General features: G+C 57.7%; 11 protein-coding genes and 1 pseudogene. 10 read left to right on the forward strand and 2 right to left on the reverse strand.

All coding sequences use genetic code 11. The features are described from left to right. Together RBR25_RS11455 and RBR25_RS11460 are read left to right on the forward strand one after the other, a co-directional pair. A pseudogene (locus RBR25_RS11455) lies at positions 1-127 on the forward strand (group II intron reverse transcriptase/maturase); the annotation flags it as partial. A gap of 66 nt (positions 128-193) precedes the next feature. Further along, a complete protein-coding gene (locus tag RBR25_RS11460) occupies positions 194-1303 on the forward strand; it encodes a transposase (protein ID WP_432819686.1) in 1110 nt (369 codons plus the stop codon). 85 nt (positions 1304-1388) lie between these two features. Here RBR25_RS11460 and RBR25_RS11465 read toward each other — a convergent pair whose 3' ends face one another. Together RBR25_RS11465 and RBR25_RS11470 are read right to left on the reverse strand one after the other, a co-directional pair. Then, entirely contained in the window at positions 1389-1739 is a 351-nt protein-coding gene (locus tag RBR25_RS11465) for a nucleotidyltransferase family protein (protein ID WP_432819687.1), read from the reverse strand. Continuing rightward, positions 1736-2140 (reverse strand): nucleotidyltransferase substrate binding protein, encoded by a 405-nt coding sequence (locus tag RBR25_RS11470; protein WP_432819688.1) that lies wholly within the window; start codon positions 2138-2140, stop codon positions 1736-1738. Before RBR25_RS11470 ends, RBR25_RS11465 begins: the two co-directional genes overlap by 4 nt. Before the next feature lie 204 nt (positions 2141-2344). Between RBR25_RS11470 and RBR25_RS11475 the strand changes: the two genes are divergently transcribed. The 8 genes from RBR25_RS11475 to RBR25_RS11510 all read left to right on the forward strand — a co-directional run bounded on the left by RBR25_RS11475 (position 2345) and on the right by RBR25_RS11510 (position 12779). Then, on the forward strand, positions 2345-3055 hold the full coding sequence (locus RBR25_RS11475) for a PEP-CTERM/exosortase system-associated acyltransferase (RefSeq protein ID WP_432819689.1): 711 nt from the start codon (positions 2345-2347) through the stop codon (positions 3053-3055). 33 nt (positions 3056-3088) lie between these two features. Beyond that, a complete protein-coding gene (locus tag RBR25_RS11480) occupies positions 3089-4108 on the forward strand; it encodes a two-component system sensor histidine kinase NtrB (RefSeq protein ID WP_432819690.1) in 1020 nt (339 codons plus the stop codon). Continuing rightward, entirely contained in the window at positions 4109-5467 is a 1359-nt protein-coding gene (locus RBR25_RS11485; RefSeq protein ID WP_432819691.1) for a sigma-54-dependent transcriptional regulator, read from the forward strand. A gap of 384 nt (positions 5468-5851) precedes the next feature. After that, a complete protein-coding gene (locus tag RBR25_RS11490; RefSeq protein WP_432819692.1) occupies positions 5852-6223 on the forward strand; it encodes a DNA-binding response regulator in 372 nt (123 codons plus the stop codon). Between the two features lie 16 nt (positions 6224-6239). Next, positions 6240-8864, forward strand: coding sequence for an XrtA/PEP-CTERM system TPR-repeat protein PrsT (gene prsT, locus RBR25_RS11495; RefSeq protein WP_432819693.1), 2625 nt, complete (start codon positions 6240-6242; stop codon positions 8862-8864). Between the two features lie 62 nt (positions 8865-8926). After that, positions 8927-10288 (forward strand): TIGR03013 family XrtA/PEP-CTERM system glycosyltransferase, encoded by a 1362-nt coding sequence (locus RBR25_RS11500; RefSeq protein WP_432819694.1) that lies wholly within the window; start codon positions 8927-8929, stop codon positions 10286-10288. Beyond that, positions 10289-11092 (forward strand): polysaccharide biosynthesis/export family protein, encoded by an 804-nt coding sequence (locus RBR25_RS11505; RefSeq protein ID WP_432819695.1) that lies wholly within the window; start codon positions 10289-10291, stop codon positions 11090-11092. Positions 11093-11174: 82 nt separating this feature from the next. Beyond that, positions 11175-12779 (forward strand): XrtA system polysaccharide chain length determinant, encoded by a 1605-nt coding sequence (locus RBR25_RS11510; RefSeq protein ID WP_432819696.1) that lies wholly within the window; start codon positions 11175-11177, stop codon positions 12777-12779. Positions 12780-12792: the final 13 nt, after the last annotated feature.

Consider the following 12792-nt stretch of genomic DNA (forward strand, 5'->3'; position numbering starts at 1 on the left):
TGCCCACCAAGCCATTCAGGCCGCTCGCAGGTATGTCGCCGGCGGGCGACGCTGGGTGGTGGATGTGGATCTGGAGAAATTCTTTGACCGGGTAAATCACGACATCCTGATGTCGCGAATTGCCCGCGCAAGCTACTAAAGGACACCCACTTAGTTGTTGACTTCCGGCCGCCTGCTGGAGTAGGAATGATCCATGACCATGCCTCGCTCAAATCTTGTCTCCTTATCCGACACCCCCTGGTATCACGTCGTCTCGCGCTGTGTACGGCGGGCGTACCTGTGTGGCGAAGACACCGTCACCGGCATGAACTTCGATCACCGGCGTGGCTGGATTGAAACCCGCATTCGTGAGCTGGCTTCGATTTTTGCTATTGATATTGCGGCGTATGCGGTGATGAGCAACCATTACCATCTGGTGGTGCGCATTGATGAGGAGCGTACGGAGGCTTGGTCGGACGAGGAGGTGCTGCGGCGCTGGGTCAGGCTGTTTACCGGTCCGGTGCTGGTGCAACGCTATCTTTCCGCAGCCCGCGACAGGATGAGCGATTCGGAACGGCTCCATGTGCGGGAATGGGTTGAAACCTATCGTGCCCGGTTGCATGATCTTTCCTGGTTCATGCGAGTGCTCAATGAAACGCTCGCCCGCATGGCCAATGCTGAAGACGGCTGCACGGGGCGTTTCTGGGAGGGGCGGTTTAAAAGCCAGGCACTTCTGGATGAGCAGGCCGTCCTTATGGCCATGGCCTATGTCGATCTCAACCCCATCCGGGCCGGGATGGCCGAAACTCCGGAGCAGAGTACGCATACCTCGGTGAAGCAGCGGGTGGAGGATCTGACCTGTGAGAAGGATGGGCCACATGGCGCTGCCGCCGAATCGGCCAAAATGGCAATTGTAAAGAAATCCGATACGCATTTTCTGGAGGGTAAATTGCGCAGCGAGGCAGATTTGCTGCAGCTGCCGATGGCGCCTTTGCTGCCTTTCGAACCGAGCGAGACTCTGGCGGCGGCCATTCCGTTTGCTTTTGACGATTATCTGGATTTGGTCGATACCCTGGGCCGGGCTATCCATCTGGGCAAGCGCGGGAGCATCCCCGAAAAAACGCCCGCCATTCTGACCCGATTGGGTATCGACGCGGAAACGTTTATCAATCATGCCGACTGTTTTCTCAAGGAATTCGGCGTTGCCGTCGGCACCCCGGCCAATCTGGTCGCGCTGGCGGCCACGCGCCAGAGCCGCTATCTGCGGGGGATCTCGACGGCGCGGGCGGTTTTCGAGGGGAAGGGCATTCGGCTAGCGGCCTGATTTCGGCAAAAAAACGCCATTCGGGTAACGAATTGGTTTTTCTCTCAGGGCGAGGCTTCAATTTTCGCCGGAACCCGCGTGATCATCACCGGTTTCCGGATTTTTTATCGACGGACAGGGTCTGTGGGGCCGGTCGCCGAAAAATCACAACGCCGACCTGATCGATATGCTTTTTCAGGTCGGCGTTATTGATGGTGTCGTAATGGACGATGTCGAAGCGGTAGGGCAGGGGGAGTTTTTCGTTGAGAAGGGTGGACAGGTCGGCGGCGGTTCGGACAGAGAGTTTTTTCCCGCGAACGGCGATATCGATATCCGAGCCCGGTCGAAAATTTCCTAGGGCACGGGAACCGAAAAGGATCGCCTCGTCGACGTCATGGCATTCCTGCAAAGCTTTGAGCAACGTGCTAAAGCTCTGGTCACTGATTCCAAAGTTCATAGCAGCCCCTTGAGGTGGTTATGGAGCTGCTTTAACGCGGGGTAATAATCCGACACGATAGCCGAAATCGCCAGCTTGAAATTTTCCTCATTGTAGGTGTGGGCGATCAGGTTACGCTTTTCCAACATGTCCATCCAGATGTCGCCATCCTCGATAATGTCATAGTAAAAGGCCTGCTTCACCACATCACGCGGGAACTTCGCTTCGACCCCGTTGCCGGCGAGATAATCTTTCAGCGTTTTCCATGACAGCTCGAAGGTGTATTCGAAGCGTTGTACCAGCCCTTCTTTTTCGAGGTCGGAAAGCTCGGAGATACGATTGACGGCGCTGGTCAGTTGACCGAAGGCCCGGTCCAGATTCTGAAAGCGCTGTCGCCAGCGACGGACTTTTGTCTCTTCCATAATTGGCTTCCTCACTGCTCCATTTCAGTCGAACGCATTGGCTATTCTCGGGTGTCTGAAGGGTAGTTCAAATTTCAAGAGAACACAAGGTGACGCCTTCACTCTGCAAGCGCATGCCCCCTCATCTCGTCCCTGGAAATATTTCTGAAATCATCCGTAAACGGTGCTATTCTCTTACGCAAATGAGCAATTTGGGGGGCTGTTATGATCGATTTCCGGTTTGAGCGGGTGGAACTAAATGATCCGCGGATGAAAGAACTTTATGCTCTGCGCTATCAGGTCTATTGCACCGAATGTGGCTTCGAGTCGCCGGACGATCACCCCGAAGGGCTGGAGACCGACGAATATGATGTTCATTCCCGCCATTTTTGCGCCATGGTGGCCGATACCGGGCGGATTGTCGGAACGGTTCGCATCGTTCTTGCGGCTTCAAGGGGCTTGCCCCGAGGAAAGTTGCCAATCGAGTGGCACTGTAAGCTTGACCCCCAAAAAGAGTTTGCCGGCAAGCGTCATGAACTGGCAGAAATTTCCCGTCTTGCCATCAGCAAAGATTTTCGGCGAAGGGAGATCGACAAGGCGCTCTATGCTCAGACGGAAGTCGCCTTGATCGAGGAACACCAACTGAATGAACAACGTCGTCAATTTGAGGGAGTGATCGTCGCTGGACTTTATCAATGTATTTATCATGAGAGTGTGAGCCTGGGGCTGACTCACTGGTATGCGGTTATGGTCAGGGGTTTGTGTTGTCTTTTGCGCCGTTGGGGGGTTATCTGGGAAAAGGTTGGCGAGCAGGTTGAATACCATGGGCAGCGTATCCCCTATCTGGCAAATATCGAAGAAAACGCTCGCCATGCCGGGTTGCTCAATCCGCGTTTACTGGAAAAACCCGTGGGTTGGAAAAACATCGATTCGTAAAACGGCTTGGATTTTGCCTGGGTAGAGAGACGGATGCCGACTTTTTTTGAATTCACCGTCAATGACGAACTGAAGCTGCAAAGCTGGAACCCTGCCCTCGCGGAACTGGGTCGGCGTGATGGTCAAGAGCTTTTGGGCCTTGACTATTACGCCCTGTTGCCGAGGATCTGCCAGGACCGGCATGACGCCTTGGCCTTGGTTCTGGAACGGGGAGTTCCCCTTGATTTCCCGGATTATCGTTTCCCCTGTTTTGCCGGCGGGGTTCGGGGGGATGTGCATATCGAACCCGTGCCTTTTCCCGGGGGCGGTGCCGGCGCTCGAGTTTCCATCGCCCTCCAGGGATGTTGCGAGGCCGTCGGCAGTCTGCGCCAGTCCCGACACCTGGCCGACCTCGGTAAGACCGCGTCGATGCTTTCCCACGGGGTGCGCAATCCCCTCAATGCCATCAAGGGAGCGGTGGTCTACCTGAAAAACCGCTACGGAAACGACGCCACTCTGCTTGAATTCACCGGCATCATGGAAGAGGAAATCGATCGCCTCGATCGTTTCATCGGCAGTTTTCTCAGCGCTTCGGCGGTTTCCTTCGGGCGGGAGCGTCATCAGGTCAACGCCCTGCTGCGCAAACTGGAGCAGTTCGTGGCCCTTCAGGCCCAGGCGGCGGATGTCACCCTCCGGCTCGATCTGACTGAGTCGTTGCCGGAGGTGGATATCAACGTTTTTCAGGTGGAGCATGCCATTCTCAATATCCTCAATAACGCCATTCATGCCCTTCCCCGGGGGGGGGGTATTTGCGTGACCAGTCGCTGCGAAGCCTGCTCCGCCAGGCGCTGTGTGGTCGTTTCGGTGCAGGATGACGGCCCCGGCATCAGCGGTTCAGAAGGGGACTTCCGCCAGCCGCGCCTTGCCTCGGCGGTGGCCGAAGGACGGGGCTTCGGTTTGTTTCTGGTGCGGGAGATCATGCAGCAGCATGGCGGGTTTCTGGAAATCCGCGGCGGCCGCGACCGGGGAACGACGGCGCGGCTGCTTTTTCCGGTTCACGGGAGCGACGCCTAAATGACGGGAATGGAGAAGGGGCTGATCCTCGTGGTCGATGACGAGGCGAGTGCCCGCCGGGTTCTGGCGGCGATTCTCGAACAGGAAGATTATCGGGTGGCGACCGCCGGGGATGTGGACGAAGCCATGAAAGCTCTGGCCCGCCACGATTTCGACACGGTTATTACCGATATGAAGATGCCGGGGGCCGACGGCCTCGCGCTGCATGAGCAGATAAAACAGAAGTATCCGGAAATACCGGTGATTTTCCTTACCGCTTATGGTACCGTCGAGTCCGCCGTCAACGCCATGAATCTGGGCGCTTTCTACTATTTCGTCAAACCCCCCGATTATCTCAACCTGAAAAGCATTCTCGCCCGGGCGGTGGAGCAGCGCCGGCTGAAGCGGGAACTGGCGCAGCTTCGGCAGCGGCTGACCGGTCTTCCCGGATCCGCCCGGTTTGTCGGTCAGTCCCGACAGATTCGCCGGGTTTGCGAACTGGTCGAAGCCATCAAGGATTCGCCCAGCAGCGTGCTGATCTACGGCGAGACCGGGGTCGGCAAGGAACTGGTCGCCCGCGCCCTGCATTACGGCAGCATCCGGCGGGACGGCCCCTTTGTGACGGTCAACTGTGCGGCGATCCCCGGCGAACTGCTCGAATCGGAACTGTTCGGCTACGAAAAAGGGGCCTTCACCGGCGCGGTCAACCGGCGCATCGGGCGTATCGAACAGGCGGCAAGCGGTACGCTCTTTCTCGATGAAATCGGCGAGCTGGATATCAGTCTGCAGGCCAAACTGCTGCGTGTCCTACAAGAAAAGGAAGTCGAGCGGCTTGGCGACAATCGTCGGATTCCCGTCGATTTCCGGCTGGTTTCCTCGACCAACCGGGAGTTGCGCCAAGAAGTGGCCAGGGGAGCCTTCCGTGAGGATCTCTTTTACCGGATCAATGTGGTGCGCATCGATCTCCCCAGTCTGCGCGAACGCCGGGACGACATCCCTCTGCTGGTGAGCGAGTTCGTCAAGGAGTTCTGTGTCCAGGAAGGGAAAATGCTGGCGGTTTCCGAAAAGGCCATGCAGACTCTCTGTGCCTACCATTGGCCCGGCAATGTCAGGCAACTGCGCAATGTCGTGGAGCGGGCCGTGGTTCTGGCCCGCGGAGAAGAGATCTTGCCTTCCGATCTGCCCGACGAGGTGCGTGAGCAGCCCGGTGATTTTGCAACCGCCGCGCCTTCGGCGGTTGTCCCTCTGCGGGAAATGGAGGCTGAGGCGATTCGCCGCGCCCTTGTAGAATGTGCCGGCAACAAATCCCTCGTGGCTAAAAAGCTCGGTTTTTCCCGCAAAGCCCTGTATCGTCGCTTGAAAGACTACGGCCTCTCCTGATGGCCGATGAAAATAACCTCATCGTTTCTTCTTTCCCCCCCCGCTGTGTCCATCCCCCGCGTTTATCTCTGGATTCTATTTCCGCGATGATTTTCAGTAAGTGTCCCGAAAAGAAACATCCCGTACTGAAGAGTTGCTGGACGGATTGATCCTTTGGGGCACAGTTTTTACCGAAAGTGTTTCTTCTGGAAACATGTCTAGGTCCATCCTTTCTGTTTCATAAGAGAACTCCCTTGTAATCATTGGCGATTGTTCCTTGGCATGGACCCTGCTTAACCAGAAATACGTTTTTCTGGCTCATGCCGAAAAGCTTTTTTATCTGCCGGCGGATATGGCCGATGTTTCAGGAGCTGCCCGGACTGCTTTGGAGGGATGCGGAGGAACATGTTGAAAAAGGTAATAATTGTCGACGAACAGGGGTTTTCCCGAATCTGTTCGGCGTTGCTTGAGCTCCAGGGCTGCCGGGCCGAATGCCGGTCGCTTCCGGTGGGCGCGATGGACTTGCATCGGCCGGATGTTGGTTTAGTCTTAACGAGCTATCCGTATGGGGAGCGGCTGCTGGCAGAGATGGGCGATGGAGAGTTGCCGGTGCTGGTTTTGGCCGACAGCCTCAGCGAGCCCCTGCTTGCTGCCCTCAGGCGGGTGCGCCATGCCTGTTGCATGGTCAAGCCTGTCGATTATGAACGGCTGACATCCTATATCCGTCAGGTACTTCTCGGTGAGACGAGTGAATGGGGAGGTTATGATTTTGTTTAAGCAAATGATTACGTGGATGATGGTTCTGGCATTCGCGGCCGCCTGTCAGGGACAGAGCAAGGAAGCGATGCTGGAGGAAGGCAAAGCCCTGGTGCAAGAGGGTAATCCTTTGGGCGCGGTGGTGCTCTTCAACAGCGCCCTGGAAAAGGATCCCAACTATGTCGAGGCCCGTTATCAGCTGGGTCTGGCGTACCTCAAGGGGGGCAAGCTCGACAAGGCGGAAAAAGAGCTGCAGAAGGTTCGTCTTCAGGATCCGGGCAACGGCGAGGTCATCCTCGATATGGCCTCTCTTTACCTCGCCAACCAGAAGATCGATGAGGCCGAGGGAGAGCTGCGGCAGTATCTGGAAAAACATCCGAAGAGCTCCCGTTCCCAGGAGTTTTTGGGGCGGGTGAAGGCGGTGCGCGGCGATCTGCCGGCGGCCGAAGAACTCTTCAAGGAGGCTGCGGCCCTTGATGCGGACAATGCCGAGGTGCGCCTGGCGCTGGCCCAGCTCTATCTCCAGCTCGACTGGACCGATCAGGCGCGGTCGGAACTTTCTGGCGTGATCAAGGCCTTTCCCGACCGGAAGGCGGCCTACTTCATGCTTGCCGCTCTTGAGGGGCGCCAGGGGCGCAAGGCGGAAGCGCTGGAGGCCTACCGACAGGTAACGCGCATTGACGGTAAGGATATCGCCGCCCTTTATCTGACCGGGATGCTTTCTTTAGACATGGGTGATGCCGCCGAGGCCCAACGCATCGCCGAACACCTCCGCAAACACTATCCCAAGCATCCCTCGGGCTCCCGGTTGCTGGGGATGATCCATTACGCCGCCGGCGATTTCGAGACGGCCGCTATTGAATTGCGCGCTTCGCTGCAGGGTATGCCCGATCTTGCCGGTTACTATTTCCTCGGCCTGGCCGAATACCGACACGGCAATTACGAATTGGCTCTCAGCCAGTTCCAGCGGGCCCTCGACATCCAACCCGAGCATCTTCAGGCGCGGCTCATGGTCGCCATGACCCTGTTGCGTCAGGAGCGGGTTGACGACTGCATTGCGCAGGTCAAGCAGGTGCTGGCGAAAAATGACCAGATTGCCATGGCTCACAACATCCTCGGCAGTGCCTATCTGGCCAAGAAGGAATTCGACCAGGCCATGCCCCATCTCGACCGGGCCATCGCTCTTGATCCGTCGCTGGCCGACGCGCACATGAAAAAGGGTCTCTTCAACCTTGCCCAAGGCGATCGGCAAGGGGCGGAAATCGAACTGGAAAAGGCCGTCGAAGCGGCTCCCGAAGCGCTGAATAACCGCTTTCTGCTCGCCTCTCTCTATCTGCGTCAGCAGAATTACCGGGAGGCGATTGAAACCCTGCAGGCCGGGCTCGACGGCACGGAAGAGGATGCCCTGCTCTACAACTATATGGCCGCCGCCTACCTGGCGCAGAAGCAGAACGAGCAGGGGCTGGAAGCCCTGAACAAGGCCAAGCAGGCCAAGCCCGACTACCTGACCCCCTATTTCAACCTGGCCAATTACTATCTGTCCAACCAGCAGCGAGAAAAGGCGTTGGCGGAATACCAGTCGATCCTCAAGATCGCTCCGGAAAACGTCAAGGCGCTGATTTCCCTCGGCACTCTGCAGGAGATCGAAGGGGACGCGGCGGCTGCCAAGGCCAGCTACCAGAAAGCCCGTGATACCAACGCCCCGGAAGGTTTCCTGGCCCTTGCCGGCTACCTCGGGCGTTCCAGGCAGGGGGATGAGGCGGCCAAGGTGGTCGAGGCGGCCTATCAGGCCCATTCGGAGCATCCGGCCATCCTTGAAACCCGGGGCAAACTCCTGCTGGGACAAAAAAATACCGCCGAGGCGGTGAAGATGTTCCAGACGCTGGACAAAGTCAAGCCAGGCGCCGGGTTGCCGCTGCTCGCCGCCGCCTGGCTTGCGGGGGGGGAGGGGGACAAGGCCCTCACTCTGGCCCAGGCGCGGATCGACGAACAGCCGACCTCCGCTTCCGGCTATCTTTTGCTGGCCGCCGTCCATCAACGGTTGGGCGAGGCGGATAAAGCCGAGGCGACGTTGAGCCAGGGCATTGGCCGGGCCAAGAATTCCCCGTTGCTCTCCCTGCAACTGGGTAGCCTCTACGCCGCGACCGGGCAGGTAGCGAAGGCTCAGGAAACCTTCGCCGCCCTGCGCAAGGCCCATCCCGACTTCGTCCCGGCGATCTTTGCCTTGGGCGCGTTGCAGGACCAGCAGGGGGACAAGGGCAAGGCCGTTGAACTCTACAAAGAGGTGCTGGCCAAGGCCGAGGATCACACCGCCGCCCTCAACAACCTGGCCTATCTCTATGCCGACAACTATGGTTCGCCGGAAGAAGCGCTGGTGCTGGCGGTCAAGGCCTTCCGCAACGAGCCGGGCAATCCGGGGATTCTCGACACGCTGGGGCTGGCCCTGCTTAAGAATCAGCGCTATGACGAAGCGGTCAATGTTCTGAACAAGGCCGCCGAATTACTGCCCAAGGTTGCGGCGATACGGTTGCACCAAGGGCAGGCGCTGCACGGCGCCGGTAAAACGGCGGAAGCGCGCGCGGCTTTCCAGGCCGTCATCGAACTGGGGGCCGGTCCTGAGACGGATCGGGCACGCAAGCTTCTCGACGAGATCGCGGACTAACGCAACCCACCGCCGGGCCATGGTGGGATCACCGTGGCCCGGCGGTCTTCACGGGCATTTCTATGCGGAAACTGACTTACATCATCCTGCTCGTCGATTTGCTTCTCGCGGCGTTGGCCCTGATGGTCGGCCACCTGCTGCGCTTCGAGGGGGTCTGCAATCTCGGCGTGATCGCCGGCCCCGGTGGGTCGCGTCTGCTGATCTTTTCGCTGCTGGCGGTTTTTTCCGCCTATTTCTGCGAAATGTATCGGTGGGAGAAATCCCTGGGCCGTCTCGATCTCGCCGCTCGCACTGCCGTCTCGATCCTGATGGCCTTTTTTGTTCTCTCCGCTGTTTATTACATCGCGCCCCAGGCGATGGTCGGACGCGGGGTACTTTCCTTCTCGCTCCTCGTCTTCGGGGTTATGCAGTTTTTCGCCCATCTCGTTTTTCTCGCCCTCATGGAACTGCCCGCTCTGGCGAGGCGGGTGCTGATTATCGGCGTCGGCCCCCTGGCCGCCACAGTGGAGCGGGTTATGGGCGAACATCCCGGGCGGCAGGTTTGCATCGGTTTTGTCAAGCCGACAACCGAGCAATGCACGGTTGACGAGAAGCGGATTGTCGGCGAGGTCGAGGAGATCGTCGAACTCGTGGAACGGGAACGGGCTGACCTGCTGGTGGTGGCGCTCACCGAGCGGCGCGGCGGACTTCCGGTGCGGGAGTTGCTGCGCTGCAAGCTCAACGGGGTGGAAATCGTCGATGCCTTGAGTTTTTACGAGGCCACGACCGGCAAGCTGCTGATTGAGAACATCCAGCCAAGCTGGTTTCTCTATTCGGAAGGTTTTCGGATAACGACCTTTCTGCGCTTCTACAAGCGGGGATTCGACATTTTCCTTTCCCTGCTCGGTATTTTGCTGGTGCTGCCGCTCTGGCCCCTAGTGGCGCTGCTGGTGAAAATCGACTCGCCGGGGCCGGTCTTTTTCCGCCAGGTGCGGGTGGGGGAGAAGGAAAAAGACTTCACCGTCTATAAATTCCGCACCATGCGCCAGGATGCGGAAAAGGAGACGGGCGCGGTCTGGGCCACGCAGAACGATCCGCGTGTCACCCGGCTCGGCAAGTTTCTGCGCAAGAGCCGGATCGACGAACTGCCCCAGCTCTACAATGTGCTAAAAGGGGATATGAGTTTCGTTGGCCCCCGCCCCGAGCGGCCGGAATTTGTCGAGCGGCTCAACCAAAAGATTCCCTACTACGGCAAGCGCCACTGCATGAAACCCGGGGTCACCGGCTGGGCCCAGGTCTGCTACCCTTACGGCGCCTCCGATGAGGATGCCCTGGAGAAGCTGCGTTATGATCTCTATTACATAAAGAATTATTCGATTTGGCTTGATTTTCTTATCATTCTGGAAACGGTCAAGGTTGTCGCCTTCGGCCGGGGAGGAAGGTAGATGAAAAGACTGTCGCTGTTGCTTGTGGCCGTGTTTCTGCTGTCGGTGCCTGTCGCCTGGGCGGATGACTACGTGATTGGCGAAGGGGATGGCCTGGATGTCGCGGTCTGGGGCGTTCCCGAACTGAGCGTCGCGGTGGTAGTGCGCCCCGACGGCAAGATCACCCTGCCCGCCGCCGGCGACGTCAGGGCCGCCGGGCTGACCCCGGTAGCGCTGAGCAAGGAGTTGACCACCGTGCTCACCGACTACGTCAAGATCCCAATCGTCACCGTAACCGTAGCCGGGATCACCAACAACCGCATCTATATCTCCGGCGGCGGGGTGGCTCCCCAGGTGATGAATCTGCCCGGGCGGACCTCCCTTTTCAAGCTGCTCTGCGGCATTGAGGGGATCGGCAACGCCGACCTGCAACGGGGCTACGTCATGCGCGACGGCGAAAAGCTTTCCGTAGACCTGCACGATCTCTTCAATAACGGCAACCTCAAGGCCGACATCGATCTTCAGGCCGAGGATATCCTCTTTCTGCCGACCAACGAACTGAACAAGGTTTACGTGGTCGGAGCCGTCAATACGCCCCAGGGCATTATGTACCGGGACGGTTTGCGGATTCTTGACGCCATCCTCGAATCGGGGGGCTTCACCAAGTTTGCCAAGGCCGACGCCGTGCTGATCCTGCGTAAGGAAGGGGACGATCGCCGGCGGATCAAACTCGACCTCGACGGCTTGATGAAGGACGGCCAGTTGAGCGAGAACCTCGAACTGCAAAGAGGCGATTATGTCATTGTCAGAGAGGGAATGTTCTAAACACCTGAACGCGACCCCCTGATTTTTTCAGCCTTCAGCCTTCAGCCTTCAGCCTTCAGCCTTCAGCCTAAGGTCGTCCCCTATGGATTCTCCGATTCTTCAGCTCAAGAAGTACCTGCATGCGCTTTACAACCGGCGTTATCTCTTTTTGCTCATATCGGTGACGACAGCGCTGCTTATCGTCATCTCCAGCTTTTTCTATCCCAAGATGTACGAGGCAAAAAGCACGGTTTTTATCGAAGAGAACGTGGTGAACAGCCTGATGAAGGGGATTACGGTTACGCCTTCCATGGCGGACCGGATTCGGGTGCTGCGTTATCACATGCTCAGTCGCGACATCATCTCCCGGGTTCTGAAAAAGCTCGATATGGACGTCAAGACCGAGACGTCCGAGGCATTCGAGGGGTTGATTCGACATTGTCAGGAAACAACCGAGATCAATCTCAAAGGGAGCGATCTGTTCTTTGTCTCCTTCATCGACTCCGATCCTCAATTTGCCCAGATTTATATCAATACCCTAGTCAATACCTATGTCGAGGAAAACCTGGCCGCCAAGCGGGAGGAGTCCTTCGGCGCGAACCGCTTTCTTTCGGAGCAGGTGGCCTTCTATAAAAAGAAACTCGACGACATCGAGGACGAAATCAATAATTACCGTAAAAAGACCGGCATTATGTCGACGGCCAGCGAAGCCTCTCTTCTTGAGGAGATAAAAACCCGCGACGAAGATCTCAAGGGCTTGCGGCTCAAGAAGCTTGAACTGACGGCCAGTGTCAATACCATGCGCGAACAGCTGAATATGATGAAATCCTCGGCTTCGTCCCAAGGGAGCTCCCTTTTGGATCTCATCGGTGGTTCGGGAGACGATATGCGCATCGATGCGCTTCGATCACAACTTGAAGAGTTGCTTCTGGTTTACAACGACCAGTATCCGGCGGTGGTCAAGTTGCGGGAGCAGATCGCGGAACTGGAAAAACGCCAGGCTGAACAACCGGTGCAAGGCACCGGCCCGGCGGTGGATAACTTCAATCCCTTCGAAGATCCGGTCTTTGTCGATCTCAAGATGCGTATGAATACCGCCCAGGCCGAGCTCAACGCCTTGCTGGCCCGGGAACGTGAATTCCTCGCACAAATCGAGCAAAACAAGAAAATTCTGGCGAACTTTCCCCAGGACAAAAAGATTCTGGCCGATATGGAACGGGAACGGAGCATGACCCAGAATGTTTACGAAACGCTCTTGGAGCGGGTCGGTGTGGCCGAGGTTTCCAAGCAGATGGAAGTGGCCGACAAAGCTACCACCTTCCGGATTGTCGACCCGGCTATCCTGCCGACCTTCCCAGTGGGGGTCAAGCGCCTGTACAAGATGCTTCTCGGCATTGCCCTGGGTATCGGTGCCGGCTTGGCCGGCGTATTCGCTCGGGAAAAACTCGATGACACGGTCAAGGATGCCGATATGATTCGCTCCCTGGGGGTGACCGTGCTGGCTGAAATTCCTTATATGTATAACGAAGAGGATACGTTACGAGTGCGGAAATGGGATCGGCTGGTCTATTCCTACGCCGGAGTCTGCCTGTTCTGCATTGCCGTCTTGATCGGCCATGATCTGCTCGGATTGTCCGTTTTCGATCGTTTCATCGCCTATGCCAAGCTCGATACGCTGGTTTCCAGCGCCGCCGAGTTGGTTCGCTGAGGGGGGAGGAAGT

Origin of the sequence: Trichloromonas sp. (genome assembly GCF_034006665.1) — a bacterium.
Lineage (GTDB): Bacteria > Desulfobacterota > Desulfuromonadia > Desulfuromonadales > Trichloromonadaceae > Trichloromonas.

What these genes read in the sequence shown, in the direction of transcription:
- RBR25_RS11460 (WP_432819686.1), top strand. Translation starts at nt 194, where the DNA reads ATGACCATGCCTCGCTCAAATCTTGTCTCCTTATCCGACACCCCCTGG.
- RBR25_RS11465 (WP_432819687.1), bottom strand. Translation starts at nt 1,739, where the DNA reads ATGAACTTTGGAATCAGTGACCAGAGCTTTAGCACGTTGCTCAAAGCT.
- RBR25_RS11470 (WP_432819688.1), bottom strand. Translation starts at nt 2,140, where the DNA reads ATGGAAGAGACAAAAGTCCGTCGCTGGCGACAGCGCTTTCAGAATCTG.
- RBR25_RS11475 (WP_432819689.1), top strand. Translation starts at nt 2,345, where the DNA reads ATGATCGATTTCCGGTTTGAGCGGGTGGAACTAAATGATCCGCGGATG.
- RBR25_RS11480 (WP_432819690.1), top strand. Translation starts at nt 3,089, where the DNA reads ATGCCGACTTTTTTTGAATTCACCGTCAATGACGAACTGAAGCTGCAA.
- RBR25_RS11485 (WP_432819691.1), top strand. Translation starts at nt 4,109, where the DNA reads ATGACGGGAATGGAGAAGGGGCTGATCCTCGTGGTCGATGACGAGGCG.
- RBR25_RS11490 (WP_432819692.1), top strand. Translation starts at nt 5,852, where the DNA reads ATGTTGAAAAAGGTAATAATTGTCGACGAACAGGGGTTTTCCCGAATC.
- prsT (WP_432819693.1), top strand. Translation starts at nt 6,240, where the DNA reads ATGATGGTTCTGGCATTCGCGGCCGCCTGTCAGGGACAGAGCAAGGAA.
- RBR25_RS11500 (WP_432819694.1), top strand. Translation starts at nt 8,927, where the DNA reads ATGCGGAAACTGACTTACATCATCCTGCTCGTCGATTTGCTTCTCGCG.
- RBR25_RS11505 (WP_432819695.1), top strand. Translation starts at nt 10,289, where the DNA reads ATGAAAAGACTGTCGCTGTTGCTTGTGGCCGTGTTTCTGCTGTCGGTG.
- RBR25_RS11510 (WP_432819696.1), top strand. Translation starts at nt 11,175, where the DNA reads ATGGATTCTCCGATTCTTCAGCTCAAGAAGTACCTGCATGCGCTTTAC.